The sequence below is a fragment of the Neisseria zalophi genome (assembly GCF_008807015.1).
GTDB lineage: Bacteria > Pseudomonadota > Gammaproteobacteria > Burkholderiales > Neisseriaceae > Neisseria > Neisseria zalophi.
The window spans coordinates 420,728-441,395 of the sequence record NZ_CP031700.1 but is presented as its reverse complement, the minus strand read 5'-3'; the positions used below and the strand labels follow the sequence as shown (position 1 = coordinate 441,395).

Annotated in this window: 18 protein-coding genes and 1 other RNA gene; 4 read left to right on the top strand and 15 right to left on the bottom strand. The window is 44.6% G+C overall.

The annotated features are described in order from the left end of the window. Positions 1-19: 19 nt before the first annotated feature. From bamA to D0T92_RS01940, 10 genes are all read right to left on the bottom strand, one after another. Entirely contained in the window at positions 20-2,422 is a 2,403-nt protein-coding gene (bamA, locus tag D0T92_RS01985; protein WP_151049735.1) for an outer membrane protein assembly factor BamA, read from the bottom strand. A 4-nt stretch (positions 2,423-2,426) separates the two neighbouring features. Continuing rightward, complete coding sequence (gene rseP / locus D0T92_RS01980; protein WP_151049733.1) at positions 2,427-3,770, bottom strand: RIP metalloprotease RseP; 1,344 nt, start codon at positions 3,768-3,770, stop codon at positions 2,427-2,429. A gap of 203 nt (positions 3,771-3,973) precedes the next feature. Continuing rightward, positions 3,974-5,164, bottom strand: a complete 1,191-nt coding sequence (gene ispC / locus D0T92_RS01975; RefSeq protein ID WP_151049731.1) for a 1-deoxy-D-xylulose-5-phosphate reductoisomerase — start codon at positions 5,162-5,164, stop codon at positions 3,974-3,976. Between the two features lie 120 nt (positions 5,165-5,284). After that, positions 5,285-6,082: a phosphatidate cytidylyltransferase gene (locus tag D0T92_RS01970; protein WP_151049729.1), complete on the bottom strand. Its 798-nt coding sequence runs from the start codon at positions 6,080-6,082 to the stop codon at positions 5,285-5,287. Next, positions 6,076-6,834, bottom strand: coding sequence for an isoprenyl transferase (locus D0T92_RS01965; RefSeq protein ID WP_151049727.1), 759 nt, complete (start codon positions 6,832-6,834; stop codon positions 6,076-6,078). Before D0T92_RS01965 ends, D0T92_RS01970 begins: the two co-directional genes overlap by 7 nt. Before the next feature lie 128 nt (positions 6,835-6,962). Further along, positions 6,963-7,520: a ribosome recycling factor gene (frr, locus tag D0T92_RS01960; RefSeq protein WP_151052936.1), complete on the bottom strand. Its 558-nt coding sequence runs from the start codon at positions 7,518-7,520 to the stop codon at positions 6,963-6,965. A gap of 354 nt (positions 7,521-7,874) precedes the next feature. Then, complete coding sequence (gene pyrH, locus D0T92_RS01955) at positions 7,875-8,594, bottom strand: UMP kinase (protein WP_151049725.1); 720 nt, start codon at positions 8,592-8,594, stop codon at positions 7,875-7,877. 323 nt (positions 8,595-8,917) lie between these two features. Continuing rightward, a complete protein-coding gene (gene tsf / locus D0T92_RS01950) occupies positions 8,918-9,772 on the bottom strand; it encodes a translation elongation factor Ts (RefSeq protein WP_151049723.1) in 855 nt (284 codons plus the stop codon). A gap of 144 nt (positions 9,773-9,916) precedes the next feature. Next, positions 9,917-10,642 (bottom strand): 30S ribosomal protein S2, encoded by a 726-nt coding sequence (gene rpsB / locus D0T92_RS01945; RefSeq protein ID WP_151049720.1) that lies wholly within the window; start codon positions 10,640-10,642, stop codon positions 9,917-9,919. Positions 10,643-10,806: 164 nt separating this feature from the next. Continuing rightward, positions 10,807-11,010, bottom strand: a complete 204-nt coding sequence (locus D0T92_RS01940; RefSeq protein ID WP_151049718.1) for a hypothetical protein — start codon at positions 11,008-11,010, stop codon at positions 10,807-10,809. Positions 11,011-11,137: 127 nt separating this feature from the next. Here D0T92_RS01940 and D0T92_RS01935 point away from each other — a divergent pair, with 127 nt between their 5' ends. The 3 genes from D0T92_RS01935 to D0T92_RS01925 all read left to right on the top strand — a co-directional run bounded on the left by D0T92_RS01935 (position 11,138) and on the right by D0T92_RS01925 (position 14,943). Continuing rightward, on the top strand, positions 11,138-12,304 hold the full coding sequence (locus D0T92_RS01935) for an NAD(P)-dependent alcohol dehydrogenase (RefSeq protein ID WP_151049716.1): 1,167 nt from the start codon (positions 11,138-11,140) through the stop codon (positions 12,302-12,304). A 319-nt stretch (positions 12,305-12,623) separates the two neighbouring features. Beyond that, positions 12,624-13,163 carry a gamma carbonic anhydrase family protein gene (locus D0T92_RS01930; RefSeq protein WP_151049713.1) on the top strand — a complete coding sequence of 180 codons (540 nt, stop codon included), beginning with the start codon at positions 12,624-12,626 and terminating at the stop codon, positions 13,161-13,163. A 364-nt stretch (positions 13,164-13,527) separates the two neighbouring features. Continuing rightward, positions 13,528-14,943 carry an alanine/glycine:cation symporter family protein gene (locus D0T92_RS01925; protein WP_151049711.1) on the top strand — a complete coding sequence of 472 codons (1,416 nt, stop codon included), beginning with the start codon at positions 13,528-13,530 and terminating at the stop codon, positions 14,941-14,943. A gap of 342 nt (positions 14,944-15,285) precedes the next feature. Here the strand turns inward: D0T92_RS01925 and D0T92_RS01920 are convergent, their stop codons facing one another. From D0T92_RS01920 to D0T92_RS01910, 3 genes are all read right to left on the bottom strand, one after another. Next, positions 15,286-15,708, bottom strand: coding sequence for a murein L,D-transpeptidase (locus tag D0T92_RS01920; protein WP_151049709.1), 423 nt, complete (start codon positions 15,706-15,708; stop codon positions 15,286-15,288). Between the two features lie 5 nt (positions 15,709-15,713). After that, positions 15,714-16,175 carry an outer membrane protein assembly factor BamE gene (locus D0T92_RS01915; RefSeq protein ID WP_151049707.1) on the bottom strand — a complete coding sequence of 154 codons (462 nt, stop codon included), beginning with the start codon at positions 16,173-16,175 and terminating at the stop codon, positions 15,714-15,716. Between the two features lie 65 nt (positions 16,176-16,240). Further along, positions 16,241-17,578 carry a YadA family autotransporter adhesin gene (locus D0T92_RS01910; protein ID WP_151049705.1) on the bottom strand — a complete coding sequence of 446 codons (1,338 nt, stop codon included), beginning with the start codon at positions 17,576-17,578 and terminating at the stop codon, positions 16,241-16,243. An 836-nt stretch (positions 17,579-18,414) separates the two neighbouring features. Between D0T92_RS01910 and D0T92_RS01905 the strand changes: the two genes are divergently transcribed. After that, the gene (locus D0T92_RS01905; RefSeq protein ID WP_151052935.1) at positions 18,415-19,419 is read left to right on the top strand and encodes a quinone-dependent dihydroorotate dehydrogenase; all 1,005 of its coding nucleotides are present in this window, start codon (positions 18,415-18,417) and stop codon (positions 19,417-19,419) included. 85 nt (positions 19,420-19,504) lie between these two features. Here the strand turns inward: D0T92_RS01905 and rnpB are convergent. Both rnpB and truC read right to left on the bottom strand, forming a co-directional pair. Next, positions 19,505-19,869: RNase P RNA component class A (rnpB, locus tag D0T92_RS01900), an RNA gene on the bottom strand. A gap of 58 nt (positions 19,870-19,927) precedes the next feature. Next, positions 19,928-20,659: a tRNA pseudouridine(65) synthase TruC gene (truC, locus tag D0T92_RS01895; protein WP_151049703.1), complete on the bottom strand. Its 732-nt coding sequence runs from the start codon at positions 20,657-20,659 to the stop codon at positions 19,928-19,930. Between the last annotated feature and the right edge of the window lie 9 nt (positions 20,660-20,668).

Below are 20,668 nucleotides of genomic sequence, written 5' to 3'. Positions count from 1 at the left end.
CGAGCATTATGATATTAAATTAGAACGTTGTACCCAATTGGAATTGGAAGCGTTGTATTTCATCGCTCGGTTTTTTCTTAATCGGATAAGCGTAACTAAACTTCATCGGCCCCAAGGGAGACAACCACGTTACTGCAGCACCGGCCGAATAACGTAACTCTTCTTTAAATGTAGACTTATGCTTCGTGCCTAACCCATAAATATTTTGCGTCGCATTACTGCCGTTACGCAAATCGCTACTGGAGTCATCGTATGTTTTACCATCCCAAACGCTGCCGGCATCAGCAAATAAGCTCAAACGCACCGTTCTGGAATCTTTAATACCCGGCATTGGGAAAAGTAATTCAGCAGAGGCATTGGCTTTTTTATTACCACCATAGCTGATTCTGTCACCGTATTGGTCGTAAACTTTAGGACCTAAAGTGCCGCTTTCAAAGCCGCGAACCGAACCTAAACCGCCGCCATAGAAGTTTTCAAAGAACGGCATATTTTTGGTTTTGCCATAGCCATTACCATAACCGACTTCACCACCCAGCATCAAAGTCAAATCGTTGCTTATTGGGAAGAACCAAGTTTGATTGTGTGTCAGTGTATAGTATTGAAGCTTACTGCCCGGCAAACCTATTTCACCGTTAACACTGGTCAGATAACCACGTGTCGGCCATAAGGCGCTATCGGTTTTATTACGTCCCCAGCCAATATTACCTTTATATACCCATCCTTTAAACTTACCAATACCATTTTTACCGGATCCGACATCGTCAATAAATTCACGATACCGCTTAGGTGCACCGTCATAAGTGTTCACGGTCAAGTGTTCTGCACCCAAACCGAAATTCACTCGGTCGTATTCTGTAACCGGTACACCGACACGGAACCCAGTACCCAATGTGGTGGTTTTATATTGATAAGTCGTGCTGGTGGTTAATTTACGCGGATCATAAACCCTACCGTAAATATCATATCCCAAGCTGACGCCATCGGGTGTGAAATAAGGTTCGGTAAACGAAAGTGAAGCATTTTGATTGGTTTTACTGCGGGAGATACGTGTTGAAACAGACTTACCTGTACCGAATAAGTTATCTTGTGCCACACCTACCGACAGCACCAACCCGGTATCTTGCACCCAACCTGCACTCAAATCGAGCGAGCCGGTAGAGCGCTCTTTCAACGATAAATCCAAATCTATCTGGTCAGGCGTATTTTCAACCGGCTTGGCATCAAATTGCACATCATCGAAATAACCCAATAACTCAATACGCTCTTTAGAACGCTGAAGCTTGGAAACATCATAAGGTGCAGCTTCCATTTGGCGCAACTCTCGGCGAACCACTTCGTCGCGTGTTTTATTGTTACCCGAGATATTGATTTCATTTACATAAACTTTACGACCGGGTTCAACATTCAATACAAAATCAACAGTTTGTGTTTCTGCATTCGGAATCGGCTGAACGTTGATTTCACTAAACGCATAACCGGCACTACCCATCGTATTTTGCATAGCTTGTAAGCTGTCGACCATTTTTTGCCGTTCATAACGACGGCCTTCTTTCATGGTCAACGCTTTATATAAATCTTCTTTGGGCACTTCACGGGTATCGCCTTCGATTCGAACATTACCCCAGCGATAGCGCGGGCCTTCATGAATGGTAACGGTTATGGTCTGTTTTGTTTTATCATCATTGGTTTGGATATTGGTATCCAAGATACGTGCTTCAAAATAGCCGTTATTCTGATAAAAATCAGTAACCCGCTCCATATCTTCGGCAAATTTTTGCTCGTTAAAAACATTACTCTTAGTTAACCAAGTAAAAATACCCCGCTCACTAAGTGACATCTGATGGCGTAGCTTACGATCCGAATAATGTTCATTACCCTCGAATTCAATATCAGAAATGGTTGTGCTTTTACCTTCTTCTATTTTGACATCAATGGCAACACGGTTACGCGCCAATCGGGTGACGGTAGGAGTAATTTCTACCGACTGTTTACCCCTGTTAACATACTCCTGTTTCAATCCAATTAAAGCTTCATTCAAAGTTGCCTGATTGAAGGGTTGGGAAATACCTAAACCAAATGCATCAAAATTCTTTTTGATGGCATCATTTTGCAATAATTTAGCACCGCTGATATTCAAGCTACTGATAGTCGGGCGTTCCACCACTGTCAATAAAACCTGATTACCCAAAGTTTCCACACGGATATCTTCAAAAAATCCGGTTGCATAAAGATTTTTAATAATCTCTTCGCTCTTAGCATCGCTGAACGTATCGCCTACTTTAACCGGCAAATAATTGAAAATGGTGCTGGGTTCTGTGCGTTGTAAACCTTCTACGCGGATATCCTGAATGGTAAAGTCTGCCATCGCCAGCGGCGACAGACCGATTAACATTAAGGTAGAAGCAATTTGTTTCAGTTTCATAACATTATCCAAACAAACGGGTTATATCGTTAAAGAAAGCCACCATCATCATCAGCAGCATTACAGCGAGACCAAATCGCAAGCCAATAGCTTGTATACGCTCACTCAGCGGTTTTCCGCGTATCCATTCGGCGGCATAATACACCAAATGGCCGCCATCCAAAACAGGAACAGGTAATAAATTCATGATTCCTAAGCTGATACTAACCAAAGCAAGAAATTCTACATAGCTTTGAAAACCATGTGCCGCAGTTTTGCCGGCGATATCGGCAATGGTCACCGGACCTGAAATATGGCTTAAAGAAGCTTGCCCTGTCACCAGCTTACCAAAGAATTTTACTGTCATGACAGAATAATTAACAGTTTTGTTCCATCCCATCTGAAAAGCTTCACCGATAGAAGGGGTATAGTGATGGGTAATAGTCTCATGCCACGCCTTATCATCACTGGGTGCCACACCTACTTTACCTATCAAAGCACCATCGGGCAACTCTTCAGAATTCGGGCGCACCTGCGTTTCGGCAACCTGTCCGTCGCGACTGTATTCTATATTCAATTTTTTACCCGGGCTGTTACGGAACAGTACCGCCCACTCCGACCAACTGTGAATGGCGCGTCCGTCTGCCGCCAACAAGGTGTCGCCTGCTTTTAAGCCTGCTTTATCGGCAGGACTGCCGGCCACAACTTCGCCGAGCGTATTGGTAATTTTCCAAGGCATTAAGCCGATATAGCCTTGTTGCTTAATAACCTGATCCGCTTCCGGCGTGCCCGCAATATTGATGTTTCGTGCAGCGGTTTGACCGGAGGCCGTCTGAACGGCAACCTTAACTTCGCTCGACTCTAAATTCAACACCATTTCATTACGTGCATCCGCCCAATCGCTTACCGGCTTGCCGTTAACCGACAGGATTTTATCACCCGGAACAAATCCGGCACGGGCTGCAATACTGGCCGGTTCGACAGTGCCGACAAACGGGCGCAACTCGGTCACGCCGAGCGAGAAACTCAGGCCATACAATAAAACCGCTAAAATCAAATTGGTTAAGGGGCCTGCCACCACAATGGCAATCCGCTTGGCCGGATGTTGTTTATCAAATGCGTAAGGCAAGTCTTCCTCAGCGACACTACCCTCACGGGTATCGACCATTTTTACATAACCGCCCAACGGTATCGGCGCCAAGCACCATTCGGTATCACCGCGTTTCTTTTTGAAAAACGGCTTACCAAAACCCACAGAAAAACGAACCACTTTAACGCCGCACAAACGGGCGACCAAGTAATGGCCAAACTCGTGCAGGCTGACCAAAATCAAAATAGCGGCAATAAAAGCCAATATGGTAGTTAACATAAATTTCCTACTGATTCCCTATAATGAGTGATACCGTTTTTCAGACGGCCTATTAGCAACAAACCGGACAGTTATCCTATATCCAACAATCTATGCTCGATAATGATTCTGTCACAATGGCCTGTATTTTATCGAAAGAAACCCCTGTTCCAAATATATTTCTACAAAGATTACAGAACTTTATCTATCCTATATATTTTCTATTATTTTCCTGCCAAGGCAGCAATGCCTTTTTGCGCCTGAGCGCGTGCCTGCTTATCCTGCTCCAGCAAGTTTTCAATATCACTAAAGCCGTCTGAAAAGCCTTGTTCCAAGCAATGTGCGACGACACGGGCAATATCGGTAAAACGGATACGGCCGCTTAAAAAAGCCGCAACGGCTTCCTCATTGGCCGCATTCAGCACACACGGCGCGCCGCCGCCCGATTTCATGGCATCATAGGCCAGTTTCAAACAGGGGAAACGTTGAAAGTCGGGCTGGCGGAAAGTTAAAGCCGATAAAGTACCGAAATCCAATGCGGGCACGCCCGACTCAATGCGATCCGGCAAACCCAAACAATACGCAATAGGCGTGCGCATATCGGGATTACCCATCTGCGCCAATACCGAACCGTCGCGATAACGTACCATACTGTGAATCACGCTTTGCGGGTGAATGGTAACTTCGAGTTTTTCAGGCGGGCAATGAAACAGCCAATGCGCTTCAATGAGCTCCAAACCTTTGTTCATCATCGTAGCCGAATCAACGGAAATCTTCTGCCCCATAGACCAATTCGGGTGTTTGACCGCCTGAGCCGGGGTGATGTGATTAAATTCGTTTAAATCGGTATCCAAAAACGGGCCGCCCGATGCGGTTAAAATAATCGACTCGATACCATGCTGATCCAAGCCGCCCGCATAATCTCGGGGCAACACTTGGTAAATAGCATTATGCTCGCTGTCTATCGGCAATATTCTGGCACCATTGGCATGGGCGGTTTCCATAAATAACGCACCGGAAATCACCAATGTTTCTTTATTAGCCAAATAAATAGTTTTCCCTTTTTGGGCTGCTGCCAATGCCGAAGGCAACCCTGCTGCACCAACAATTGCTGCCATCACGCCGGTGACTTCATCGGCAGAAGCAACATCTGATAAAGATTGAACGCCATAAAGCACTTCGGTACGACAATCGGCAGATTCCAACAATTGTTCAAGTGCGGCGGCATGTTCCGCATCGGCGACGACGGCAAACTGCGGATTAAACCGTTTACACTGCTCTGCCAGTTTTTGTATCTGCTTATTACCGGCCAACGCAAAAATACGAAATTTCTCAGGATGGCGGGCAACCACATCCAACGTACTCTCGCCTATACTGCCCGTACTGCCTAAGATGGTTAATACTTGTTGAGTCATGTTTGTGTTCTTTTAATAATATACCAGGCCGTCTGAAATATACCTGTCCCTTGAGGAATACGTCATGAATTCTAATGCAACAGCCAAACAACAATAGTTGTATACATAACAAAAAAGGGGTTACCCCAATATCGCCATAATAGCCGCATAAACACTTAAAACAGCAATCAAACTATCCACACGGTCGAATACGCCGCCGTGACCGGGCAAAAGATGGCTGCTGTCTTTCACATTGGCAGAGCGTTTGAACCAGCTTTCCAATAAATCACCGCCGATACTCACCGCCGTCAATACCCAACCGATTAATATTGCTCCCGGCCACGATACATCAAACGCCAGCCAACCGGCAGACCATACCCAAAGCATATAAACAGTCACACAAGCGGCACCACCAATAGCACCTTCCCAACTTTTACCCGGACTGATAGACGGCGCCAACTTACGTTTACCGAAAGCCTTGCCAAAGAAATAAGCAAAAATATCAGCCACCCAAACCAAGCCCATAATAGCCAACAGAGAAGACGCAGACTCGCCATCAGGGCGTAACCCGGTTAGCGCAAACCAAAACGGCAGCGCCAACATCAATCCTGTCACATAAGCCTTCCAGTCGGGCTTGAGCGTCCACTTTTTATACAGCCATAGCGGCATGATAACAAACCAAAAAGCCAACACCATCAGCCAAGAAATGGTCGGCAACATCCAATCGCCGGCATAAGCTGTGATACCGAATACAGCTGTTGCCGCCAAAAAATGATGATTTTGTGTTTTAGCCATACCGCAGAGGCGGCCGTATTCCCACAAAACCAATAATGCAATCAACCCGCAGAATATTGCCCACAGGCCGTCTGAAGCCTGATACAGCATACCCAGCATAATAGGCAACAGAATTAAAGCCGTAATCACCCTTTGTTTCAACATGATGCCCCATCTCTCTGCTGTTCAACAGGCAGCTGCTCGGATGTCCGCCCGAAACGTCTTTCCCGCATTTGAAAAGATTCGATAGCCGTATTCAGTGCATCCTTGTCAAAATCCGGCCATAAAGTATCGGTAAAATAAAGCTCGGCATAAGCCATTTGCCACAATAAGAAATTACTAATGCGGGTTTCGCCGCCGGTGCGGATAAATAAATCAGGTTCAGGCGCATACGACGACATCAGACTACCAGCCAACATTTCTTCATTAATCTCTGTTTCGCCTTGCTTAATCAAGCTATTCACTGCCTGTAAAATATCCCACCTGCCACCATAATCCACAGCGATGGTAAGTGTTAATCCTGTATTACCTGCTGTTAAAGCTTCAGCTTCTTCAATACCACGATAAATCACTTCATTAAAACGGCTGCGATTACCAATTACTTTGACGCGCATATTATTTTCGTGCAAACGGTACACCTGCTTTTGCAAAGCCTGTGCAAATAAACCCATCAGAAAAGATACTTCATCTTCAGGGCGACGCCAGTTTTCGGTAGAAAAAGCAAACACCGTCAGATATTGCACACCCAACTCCGCACAATTCCTAACCATATTTTCAAGCGCATCCAACCCACGTTTATGGCCGATAACGCGCGGTAAAAAACGCTTTTTGGCCCAACGGCCGTTACCATCCATAATCACAGCGATATGGCGTGGAATCCGCGTATATTCCAAAATCGTTTGGGTACTGCTTGTCATGTTTACTCCCTCACCGGCAACTTTCCTCTGGCTATTTGAGACAGAAAATACTGCTACTGTATCATTCCATATCCGTATCGGCTGTCCAAAGCCGATACGGGGTGCTTGATCATATCTGGTCAATAAGATCAGATCGCCATTAAGTCTTCTTCTTTTGCAGCCAGCATTTTATCGACTTCACCAATATATTTATCAGTCAATTTTTGAATCTGTTCTTCACCACGGCGAGCATCATCTTCAGAAATTTCTTTATCTTTCAGCAACCGTTTGAAATCATTATTGGCATCACGACGCACATTACGGATAGCCACACGCCCTTCTTCCGCTTCTGAACGCACCACTTTAATCAAATCTTTACGGCGCTCTTCGGTCAGCATCGGCATCGGTACACGTATCACATCGCCCATTGCCGCCGGATTCAGCCCGAGGTTTGAATCGCGAATGGCTTTCTCAACGGCAGCTGCCATATTGCTTTCATAAACTTTCACACCAATCGTGCGTGCATCCAACAAAGTCACATTAGCTACCTGACTCACAGGAACCGGGCTGCCGTAATACTCTACTTCAACTTGGTCCAGCAAACCCGTATGAGCACGTCCGGTACGGACTTTGGCTAAGTTTTCACGCAATACTTCAAGTGACCGTTGCATTTTGCCGTCGGCAGTTTTTTGAATGTCGTTAATCATCATCAATACTTTCAAAACGATTAAAATCAATTAAATAAATACACAAGCCCCTAAAAACCGTTTTTTCAGACGGCCTGCATTAAAGAATAACTATTCATAGTACCGTGCTTAGGCGTTTCCGACAAGTTTACCCATTCGAAAACAAAAGCTCTAAATCAATATAATATGGCTTTTTAATAAATATAGGAAATACCTATAAAGCTTTTATTTTCAAATATAGAGAGAATGGAAATACAAAACTACATTACTTTAAACATATCATTACGATACTTTTTCTTCTAACCAATATAAGCCTTAACAAAAGGCCGTCTGAAAGATTTTCAGACGGCCTTTCAAGATTATCTATCTTATATCTTAACAATGTACCAAAGTGCCTTCATCCTCACCGGCAATCACTCGTTTAAGTGCACCCTCTTTGGCAATCCCGAAAACCACGATATTCAGGTTTTGCTCGCGGCACAGCGCAAAAGCAGTGGCATCCATCACCCGTAAATTTTTACTGATGGCTTCGTCAAAAGTAATCGTTTGATAACGTGTTGCAGTCGGATCTTTTTTCGGATCGGCAGTATAAACACCATCGACATTGGTTGCCTTCAGCATAATATCGCAATTCATTTCCGCGCCGCGCAAAGAAGCGGCCGTATCGGTTGTGAAAAACGGATTGCCCGTACCGGCGGCAAAAATCACCACTTTACCCTCTTCAAGATATTGAATCGCTTTCGGACGGGCATAGGTTTCGGCAATCTGTTGCATACTCAAAGCGGATTGCACCCGTGCTTTAAGACCCAACGATTCAAAAGCATCTTTCAACGCCAGCGCATTCATCACCGTAGCCATCATGCCCATATAATCGGCAGTTGCACGATCCATACCTTTGGCCTGCGTGGCAACACCACGGAAAATATTACCGCCGCCAATCACAACAGCAACTTGAACACCCATATCAACAACTTCTTTTACTTGGCCGACAATCTGCATAATGGTTTCACGGTTAATACCAAAAGCGTCTTTCCCCATTAGGGCTTCACCGGATAATTTCAATAAAACACGGTTGTATTTGGTTTTCTGTGTCATGAGATACCTTACTTTCTTCAGATTGGTAGAAAAGAGGCCGTCTGAAAACTTTATCTTTCAGACAGTCTATATATTTACAAGTTTTTGATGTGGCGGTTTAATAGTTTCATAATCAGGATAACACAGAGTGAAACGCCCAACGATGGCAACTATAATCATTTTGCTAAATAACTTTTTAAATCATCCGGTTTATTTTTAACAGCGATAAAGTATATTCACTACATATTGGCAACGCTTATTCGTAGGTCAACCTTTTCAAAAAAAGTTCTCAAAAAAAAGCACCCTGATTCAATTGAATCCGAGTGCTTTTTTCAAATCATAGCTTATACCTTAGCGGCAGCAGCCACTTCGGCAGCGTAATCCACTTCTTTCTTCTCAATACCGTCGCCCACTTTATAACGAACGAAAGATAAAACTTCGGTATTGTTTTCTTTTAAGAACTGAGCCACAGTTTGATCAGGATTCATCACAAAAGACTGACCATTCAAAGTGATTTCAGCCAAGAATTTTTTGATACGGCCTTCTACCATTTTGGCAGCGATTTCAGCAGGCTTACCAGATTCGATAGCTTGTTGTGTATAGATATGACGTTCTTTTTCGATAGTTTCCGCATCCACTTCGCTATCAGAAACACACTGCGGTTTAGCGGCAACAATGTGCATACCGACTTTACGCGCAACATCTTCAGAACCTTTGAACTCTACCAATACGCCTTCGGTAGCTAAAGCACCATGAATATAAGCAGTCAGGCTATTGGCTGTTTCAATGACTTGAAAACGGCGTACAGACATGTTTTCGCCTAATTTAGCGATAATGGCTTTACGCTCTTCTTCTACCAATGCGCTCAACTCTTCAAGTGTAGCCGGTTTTTTCTCAGCAGCAGTTTTTGCTACGGAGTTAGCAAAGGCCACGAAGCCGGCATCTTTTGCCACAAAATCGGTTTCGCAGTTTACTTCAACCAAAGCACCAACATTGCCTTCGATCACATAAGCCAATACACCTTCGGCAGCAGTACGGCCGGCCAATTTACCTGCTTTGGCACCGGATTTAATACGCAGAATTTCTTCAGCTTTCTCAATGCTGCCTTCAGCTTCAACCAAAGCTTTTTTACACTCCATCATACCCAAACCGGTAGCGGCGCGCAGATCGGCAACCATTTTTGCAGTAATTTCTGCCATTTTAACTCTCCTAGAAATTGGGGAACACGGTTTTGCCGTGTCTGAAAATCTGTAAGACCGCTTGAATCTGTTTATACATTTCAGCTTTCAGACGGCCTGTTATGATTTAACGAAGGGGCTAACAAGCCCCTTTGAATCCAAGCCTTATTCAGCGGCAGCTTGGGCAGCTGCTACGGTTTCTTGAATAGCTTGGTTTTTACCTTCCAATACGGCATCAGCAATACCGCGGCAATACAGACGGATGGCTTTTGCTGAGTCATCGTTACCCGGAATGATATATTTCACACCGTCGAAGCTGTTGTTGCTATCCACCACAGCAATCACAGGAATACCTAATTTTTCAGCTTCAACCAAAGTACCTTTTTGATAGCCGGTATCGATAACAAAAATTGCATCCGGCAGGCCTTTCATGTTTTTAATACCGCCTAAAGAGCGTTCCAGTTTTTCAACATCACGTTGCATTTCCAGAATTTCTTTTTTGCTGTAACCACTCTCGGCAGCATTTTCCAAAGCCGCTGTTTTTTCTTCCAAGCGCTTGATAGACTGTTTCACTGTTTTGTAGTTAGTCAGCATACCGCCCAACCAACGGTGATCAACAAAAGGCATACCGGCACGGGTGGCTTCTTCGCGGATAATTTCGCGGGCTTGGCGTTTGGTGCCAACAAACAATACAGTACCTTTATTGGCTACCAAGCGGCGGACGGCTTCTTGCGCCTCTTGGAACATCGGCAAAGTTTTTTCCAAGTTGATGATATGGATTTTATTGCGTGCACCGAAAATGTATTGAGCCATTTTCGGGTTCCAGTAACGGGTTTGGTGACCAAAGTGAACGCCTGCTTCCAGCATTTGGCGCATAGTAACTTGAGACATAAAATTTCCTTGATAAAAGGGTTAAAGCATACACTCCGTCGCATAGAACCTGCTGCTTGGCAGGCACCCTTTCGCGCAGAGTGCGAGCGTTGATTTATAAAAATGCTTTCCCAACGAAGGGAAACCGTAGAATTATATAAGGGAAACGGCCGTCTGAAAAGAGGTTAGCCGGCCTTATTTCGGTTTATCTGTTGCTCATGCCGCTTCATTCGCCGATTGCGCCGCCAAATCTTTACGGCCCAAAAAGTAAACAGACTGGGCAATACCGACCAAAATACAAAATAAATCAGTGCCCTTGGAATGCTCGGCTGGGCGGCAGAAAATAATATGGTTACAAACAAATATCCAACAACAATAATATACCACATCGCCTTAACTGTCCCTTAAACTAAATTTTCGCCTTAACCCATTAATATAGAATATAATTTATATTGTCAATTAAAGTTTAGTTATCCTAACTACTCATGGCGTATAACCCGATAAGGAGTATCAAAAATGAATACACATAATCATCACCAAAATACATCAGCCAACCCTACCGACTTGTTAGACATGAAAGCCGCTGTTGTGTCAGGGAAAGGAGCTGATTTTGAAATTCGGTCTCTAAAAATACGCCAACCTAAAGGCGACGAAGTATTGGTCAAAATAGTAGCAACAGGTATTTGCCATACGGATGTCAGCGCGCGCAACCAATATTATCCTGTGCCATTGCCGGTAGTATTAGGTCATGAAGGTGCCGGTATTGTCCAAGCTGTAGGCAGCGAAGTGAAGGATCTCAAGGTAGGTGATCATGTGATTCTGACCTACGGTTATTGCGGACATTGCGAAGAATGCTACACCGGTAAACAACCTTTCTGTGTCGAGTCTTATGAGCGAAACTTCGGCGGTTGCGACACAGATGGCAGCCATGCTATTTTTGACGAGCAAAACAACCCGATTAACGACCACTTCTTCTCACAATCTTCTTTTGCCACTTTGGCCATCGCCCGCGAAAGCAATGCCATCAAAGTTCCAGACAATGCACCTATCGAATTGCTCGGCCCATTAGGCTGCGGTATCCAAACCGGCGCCGGCACTGTGATGAATGCGTTGGAAGTAACACCCGCCAGCAGCTTTGCCGTTTGGGGTGCAGGTTCCGTCGGTTTAAGCGGATTATTGGGCGCAAAACTACTGGGCGCATCCACCATTATTGCCGTTGATATTGTCGACTCGCGCCTAGAGCTTGCCAAAGAGTTAGGGGCAACACATGTTATCAACAGTAAAAAACAAGATCCGGTTGAAGCCATTAGAGAGATTACCGGCGGCGGGGTTAAATTTGCCCTTGAAACCACCGGCATTCCGGCCATACTTACCCAAGGCGTCAATGCATTAGGCCGTTTAGGGAAAATTGCAGTAGTCGGCGCACCGCCTATGGGCACCCCGGCTGAATTTGATGTTAACGACTTATTGATTTACGGCAAAAGCATTATTGGTAACGTTCAAGCCAGAACAACACCGAAAAAATTTATTGCCGACTTGGTCGATCTTTACCTCAAAGGCGATTTCCCATTTGACAAATTAGTCAAATATTATGATTTTAAAGACATTAACCAAGCAGTGGCAGACAGCCATAGCGGCGTGACTTTAAAACCGATTTTAAAAATTGCCGATGCCGCGCTCTGATAGCGTATCTTGAATTTACGTTAAAAAAGAATAGCGGCAGCAAGCCTATGCCGCCCCGACAGAAAACGCTATCGGGGGCGGCATTTTATATTGCTATAGGGTTTCCAAAATATTCAGACGGCCTCATATCCAATCTACTTCCGGCCTGATATGGCAACATAAACCTTATCAGTGGAATCATTCAACCACTTTGCTATACAATAAAACCCAAGCAAGCTTTTTCAGGCTTGCTTATTTTGTATAACCAATCAATTTTAAAATGAAATTGCAGGCCGTCTGAAACGGCATATTTTAATAAACAAAATAACGGAGAAATAAAGTGAACATCCGCCCCTACCTCAAACATTATCCCCAGATTCACGAAAGCTGCTATATCGACCCTGTTTCTACCGTTATCGGGGAAGTATCTTTAGCCGAAAATGTCTCTATTTGGCCGTTTGCCGTATTACGCGGCGACGTCAACAGCATTACGATTGGCGCGCGTAGTAATGTACAAGATTTAAGTATGGTCCACGTTTCACACAAAACACCCGAAAAGCCGGAAGGCTCGCCATTAGTGATAGGTGAAGATGTGACTATCGGCCATAAAGTTATGCTGCACGGCTGCACTATTGGCAACCGCGTATTGGTCGGCATGGGTACGATTATTCTGGACGATGTGGTGATTGAAGACGATGTGATGATTGGCGCAGGCAGTTTGATACCACCTCGCAAACGCCTGCAAAGCGGGTTTCTTTATGTTGGTTCTCCAGTGAAACAAGTGCGCCCGCTGAGTGATGAAGAAAAAGCTTTTTTGGTTTATTCCGCCGAACATTATATGCGTGTTGCTGCCAATCATAAGCAAACCATGCAAGAATAAGCAGCCGTCTAAAATAGAAATACTTTTAAGGCTTTAGATTTAAAAAAAGGTCGTTCACCTAGCGGCCTTTTTTCTTGAACACTCAAAAATGAAATACAATATTCTATTGTAATATCATTTCAATAATTATTATCCAAACTTCCTGCTTTATTCTCCGTACACCCCCTAAATACATACAATACAATTAATTGCCTCCCATCATCATATATATTATCAATATTAAATTTTGTTATTTTCTTACGTAAATTCCTACACTATTTGTTAAGGCTATATTAGAATGCCTTTTCCGAAAGGCTTTATTTGACATCATTTTGTCTACTTAATGCCGAAAATACACTAACTCAACTCAAGAATAGTGGTGATTATGGATATATCAAAATTTCACGAATATATTAATAGCGTGAGTGGACCTTTGTGGGAGTGGCTGATTTTTCTATTGCTCGGCACCGGTTTATTTTTTACGCTGGCTACCGGCTTTGTTCAATTCAGACTGTTTGCCCGCAGTATTAAAGAAATGCTGGGCGGACGCCAAGCAGGCGATGATCCGCACGGAATCACGCCGTTTCAAGCCTTTGTAACAGGCCTTGCCAGCCGTGTGGGCGTGGGTAATATCGGCGGTGTGGCCATTGCCATTACACTCGGCGGCCCCGGCGCGGTTTTCTGGATGTGGGTTACTGCTTTAATCGGTATGAGTTCTGCCTTTGCCGAGTCTTCATTAGCTCAATTGTTTAAAATCCGTGACCACAAAAACGGCCATTTCCGTGGCGGCCCTGCTTATTACATCAGCCAAGGTCTCAAACAAAGATGGGCGGGCATACTGTTTGCCTTAAGCTTGATTTTCTGTTTTGGTTTGGTTTTTAACGCTGTCCAATCCAACTCTATTGTTGCCGCAACCGAAGTGGCTTGGGGCTGGAACAAACACGCGGTAGGTGTCGGTTTGGTGATTTTAACCGCACCGATTATTTTCGGTGGTATCCGTCGTGTTTCGCGTGTGGCAGAAGCTATCGTTCCTGCTATGGCAACCATCTACCTGCTGCTGGCTTTTTATGTGATTATTATGAATATCTCTGAAGTGCCCCGCGTATTCGGTATGATTTTTGGCTCTGCATTCGAACTGAAAGCAGCCGGTGGTGGCTTATTTGGTGCCATTTCTGCAGCAATGATGAATGGTATCAAACGCAGCTTATATTCCAATGAAGCCGGCCAAGGTTCTGCACCGAACGCGGCAGCGGCGGCAGATGTAAAACACCCTGTATCACAAGGCGTGATTCAAATGTTGGGCGTGTTTGTCGATACGATTATTGTGTGTTCTTGTACTGCCTTTGTTGTATTGCTCGCCGACTTCAACACGGGTGACTTAACCGGTGTACAACTCACCCAAGCAGCTATTGTGAACCACGTTGGCGCATGGGGTGCGGATTTCTTAGCCGTTGTTCTCTTCTTATTTGCCTTCTCAACCGTTATCGGCAATTATGCTTATGCGGAATCCAATATCCAATTTATCAACAGCCACTGGCTGCTGTTAACTATCTTCCGTATGTGTGTATTGTTTATGGTTTACTTCGGTGCCGTAAACAGCGTACCACTGGTTTGGGATATGGCCGACTTATCCATGGGCATTATGGCTTTAATCAATCTGATTGCAATTTTGGCACTCAGCCCGCTGGTTTTCCTGCTACTGAAAGACTACAACGGCAAATTGAAAATGGGCAAAGAGCCTGTATTCAAACTTTCAGAACATCCCGTATTGAAACGCCGTTTCAAATCAGATATTTGGTAAACGGATAAAGCACTATGCTATCAATGATAGGTTAATAGCATAAAGTACAAAATGGGGCGGATATTATCCGCCCCATTTTTATTTAAGCCGCTCATATTTAACCAAATAAGGTTAAATCTTACTTACCCATTTTTGATTAATTCCAACCAAACAAACACTATTTACACACGGTTTAAGCATAATCCCATTTAGGCTGCACCAATACGGTCGCCAATATATCAAACTACCTTCTAATCTCATCCTAGATCCATCTCAGAAAAACAATACAACCATTATCAACCAAACCAAAAATAAGGCCGTCTGAAATAATTTTCAGACGGCCTTATCAGCTTATCAGCAGTATTAAACCACTTCCAATACAAAATAAGCCTTCAGCTGCTCATATACATCATTGGTCACATTAATACAGCCATTGGTCATGATCCGGTCTTTCACCCGTGAAGAAGCAATTCTTTCCATCCGCCGCTCCTCAGGTTTTAACGTCCATACCCGATGAACAGCAAACATAAAATTACCCTCCTCCTTAAATTTCATCACATCACCGCCATAACCACGATGATGGGTTTTGACAATATTTAAGTCGAATACACCTTTCGGCGTTGTCTTTCCGATGAGCACGGGGTAGCAACGGTTATCTTCCAAACACATTTCTGCTTTATCCAGATAAACCGTTGCTTTACGTTTTTTAAACTGATCAATATTGCCGGCCTGTGCAACCATAGTCAGACCGAGCAACATGCTGACCAAAATCTGTTTTTTCATCATCAAGCTTATTGACGAATACGTTTCGGAGAAGTTTCCACTTCACGGATAATCACTTCACGTACCGGCTCTTTTTCACGCGGGCCGCAACCTTCCGGCAACCAGAAGAAGCTTTGCGCATTCATGTTTTTATCAAATAAGATTTTGTATTGGCAAGTTTTATGCTCGCCATCTTCACGGTAATTAAACAAATAATCCCACTCACGTACAAAATATTGGCCTTCGTTAAAGTGCGGACGACCAATCAGGTTGTAGATTTGATCTTTGTTCATACCGGCTTCGATTTGGCGTACATTATCCCAATTCGGCCATGAACCATGTTGTGAACCACTGTGGCGGAATGTAGTTTTTTCAGGATTGGGCCATACCGGGTTATCGGTCATACCCTCTTTACTTACTTTGCTTAAATTACCACAAGCAGCTAAGGCAAAAGCGGCGACTACGGGTAAAATCATTGCAGACAGTTTCATTATATTTCCTTTCAATTATTCTGTTCTCAACAGGCCGCCTGTATTTCAGACGGCCTCAGCAGTTATTACCACTGGTAGCCCAGGCTGGCACCCCAGTTAACATCTTTACGGGTATTTAAGCCAACACCAAACTTAGTCGACCATTTATTGTTATCCGAATTATGGGCATATCCGAATGCAAATGCCTGTTCGTCTTTATAGCCGCCAACTGCAGCAGATACCAAGCTCTTACCCGGCTCATTCGGACGTTGTAAGAAACCGATAGCAGTCGCTCCGGCAATACCGGCACGTAAGTCTTTATCCATATCATCAACACGGTTTCTCAATGCATCTACATTGCCACCGATATTGGTAATCTTGTTGTTGATATTGGTAATATCACCGGCATTTTTATTCACTTGCTCAGCCACACGGTACAGTTGGCTACCATTAATTGCATCGGTGCTGGTTGCAGTAATACGACCAGCTGCAACATTAGTTACCGTACGTTCCGCACCGGCAGAACCGACACTAACCGTACCAACCGGAGCTGTACCGGCAAAGCCACCATAAGTCAAACCGCCAACAGTTGCAGTATTCGTACCAACAGGAGCAGCTGTTCTGGAAGCACTACCCAAAGCAACAGAGCCAGGATGAGATGCATTTGCACCTGTACCGATAGCAACGGCATTCAATGCAGTCGCTTGCGCACCGGTACCTTGAGCAATACTGTTTGCAGAAGAAGCGTTGGCATTACGTCCGAGCGCAATTGCTGCGGCACCGGTCGCTTTTGCACTGTTACCCAATGCGGTTGCAGCTACTGCAGTAGCTTTCGAACCGGCACCGATACTGGTTGAAGCGATTTGAGTAGATTGGGCAGATGTACCTAAAGCAATAGAAGATTGTCCGCTAGCTTGTGAACGGGTACCGATTGAAGTAGACAAGCGGCCTTCACCTTTAGCATCCGAACCAACGGCAATACTATAGTTGTTGGTAGCCTTAGCATTTTGACCCAGAGCAGTGCTTGAACCACCGCTTGCCAATGCCTGACGGCCGACTGCAGTATCGGCATTGTTTACCGCTTGCGACAAATTACCTACCGCAGTAGATGACACACCGGTAGATTTTGATATAGGGCCGATGGCAATTGAGCCATTTTTAGTAGACTGGGTATTAGTACCCACAGCAATCGAGCCTTGATCGGTTGCCTCGGCATTAATACCGGCCGCAATTGAATAGCGCCCTTTTGCACCTTCACCATTAGCGTTACCGGCAACACCACCCGGGGTTGATTTAATACCTAAATAAGGCCCAACCATCTCAGCTTGAGCTTGGGCGGCAAATCCCAATAAAACAGCGGCAACTGAAGCAGCAATAATTTGCTGCTTGGATTTTTTGCAGGCAGTTTTTATGTTTTGGTTCATGATCTTCTCCACATAAAGGGTATCGTTCCAGCCTATTAATTAAAGACATTTGCCCCAATGGCACAAGCCAGTATCTCGGTATAACCACAAAGCCGATTTACGATACAGTTAAATAAAAAGTTAAATAGAATTTTAGATGCGGTTAAATAGTTAAAAACAAGTAGCACCTACGATAATACAATTAAAGAAAAGTTACCTTAGGTCTCACTAAAATTCTTTCTATACCGCCTTTCTTGATTCATCATATAACTTTACCGCATCAGACCAAAGTAAAATTTAACAATTAAAAATTTTGATTAACAGTAAATTTGATAAATTTTTATAAATAATTTTTTATTATAATAAAAGTTAAAATAATAAAAAGATTTACCTTTACATTTTAATAACGATTTTAAATATATAATTTACATTAATTTAATAAAATTTTAAAATAAACTATTTTGATTAAATTAATTATTTGTCATTACAAAAAATACAGTTTAATTTAATTTAATATATGAAATATTATATTTGTTTATTTATGAATATTGAATATTTCCAAATTACATATTATTTTTTTGCAATACCTTAATTTGCAAGAAACTGTTGCATTTTTTACACTTTATCAGTATTCATTGGCACTATCATATTTCTTTTCACTACATCAAAAATTAATTTTCCTATATAAAATATTTATATATCATTTTTATTTAAATGAATTAACTTTTAATGACCCTATCATTATGTTGGATTGTCATCTGTTCAGCCCATACCAATGCCTGATAGAAACTTTCACGAAAAACTTTACCTTCAGGTAAAATAATCACATCAAAACAAAACTGGCCGTGAAACTTCTTATGTATTCATTTATCCGCCCTTTATTATTTAAAGCAGACCCTGAAAAATCGCATTACCTAGCATTACACAGCTTAAATTATGCTTACCGTTTAGGTGTATTGCCTAAAGTCAGCCCGCAAACCCACCCCGTGCAACTGATGGGGCTTACCCTGCCCAATCCGGTCGGGCTGGCGGCCGGTTTGGATAAAAACGGCGAATATATTGATGCGCTGGCGGCACTCGGTTTCGGATTTATCGAAGTCGGCACCGTGACCCCGCGCCCGCAAAGCGGCAATCCGCAGCCGCGCTTATTCCGCCTGCCCGAACACAAAGCGATTATCAACCGCATGGGCTTTAATAATCACGGTATCGACGCCATGATCCGCAACATTACCCAAAGCCGCTATCAAGGCATTCTCGGTATCAATATCGGTAAAAATGCCGACACCCCGATAGAACGGGCGGCAGATGATTATCTGATTTGCTTGGAAAAAGCCTATCCCCACGCCAGCTATATCACCGTGAATATTTCCTCGCCCAACACCAAAAACCTGCGCGACTTACAAGGCGGCAACGAATTGGCGGCATTATTGGGCAAATTAAAAGACAAACAGCAACAGCTTGCCGCCGCAGCTGGCCATTATGTGCCGCTGGCGGTGAAAATCGCGCCGGATTTGGAAGACAACCAAATTGCCGACATTGCCGAAGTAGCGGTACAAACCGAAATGGATGCGGTGATTGCCACCAATACCACCATTGATAAAACCATCTTAGGCGCACATCCGTTGGCGCAAGAACAAGGTGGTTTGAGTGGTGAACCGGTGCGGGAAAAAAGCAACCGTGTGTTGGCGCAACTTGCTCATGATCTTGCAGGCAAGCTGCCGATTATCGGGGTTGGCGGAATTGGCAGCGGCGAAGATGCCGTAGAAAAAATGCGTTTGGGCGCAACCGCCGTTCAGCTATACAGCGGCTTGATTTATCAAGGGCCAGACTTGGTGAAAGCGTGCTTGAAAGCCTGCGTTTAAATCCTGATGTTTCAACCTTAGCAGAGCCAATATAATGAAATAGGCCGTCTGAAAACATTTTCAGACGGCCTATTTTTAAAACAATCATACAGGTCGGGCGATAAGCCGGGTTCTGTCGTTGGACAGCCATTCCTCTAGGCACACCATTGCTGATGCACTCCAGCAACCTACCCGAACACTCGGCGAGCAGCGTTATCGTGTTCTGTTTGGTCTTGCTCCGAATGGGGTTTAGCCTGCTGCGTCTTGTTACCAAGTGCACGGTGCGCTCTTACCGCACCTTTTCACCCTTACCTGTGCCGCCTTTTCAGACGGCCATCGGCGGTTTTGCTTTCTGCTCCACTTTCCGTCGCATTACTGCGCCCGGCCGTTAGCCGGCATTCTGCTCTTCGGAGCCCGGACTTTCCTCCCCGCATGCCTGAAGCATGGCGCGGCGGCTGTCTGCCCGGCCTGTAAGCGGCGGATTATAGCACGCCCAAGCGTGCGGCGCGCCGATACAGCGGCATTATATTCACGTTTGCAAAATATCCGCCCAACCAAAGGCCGCCGCCAACTGCTGCCAAGCATGATCAACAGGTGCCGAAACCCGAACCGTTTGGCCGGTTTCCGGGCTACAAAACACCAGCGTGCGGGCATGCAGCATTAATCTTGTGCTGCCGGTATGGGCGGCAACGGCACGGTTTTGGGCATTGTCGCCATGCGTGGTATCGCCGACAATCGGGTGAAAAATATGTTTTAGATGACGGCGCAACTGATGCTTGCGCCCCGTATGCGGAACCAGCTCCACCCATGAATAGCGCGAAGTAGGATAACGGCGCGACGACGCAAACAGCTGCTCGGTTTGGGCAATACAGCGATAATCGGTGATAGCGGTTTGAGCGGGTTTATCCGGATCGGCCAAGCGGTCGGCAATTTTATCGGCCTCTTCTTTCAGCGGATAATCAATGCGGCCGCTTCCGTGCAGATGGCCGCGCACCACCGCCCAATAGGTTTTTTGAATGCTTTTTTGCTCGAACTGCTGCGTTAAAACGCGCGCACTGTCGCTATCGAAGGCAAACAACAACACCCCCGAAGTCGGGCGGTCGAGCCGATGAACGGGAAAAACATGGCGGCCGACTTGGTCGCGCAGGGTTTGCATCACAAAACGGGTTTCATGGCGGTCGAGCCAGCTTCGGTGTACCAACATACCGGCCGGTTTATTCACGGCAATACACAAATGATCTTGATAAAGGATTTCCAGCATAACGGCTTC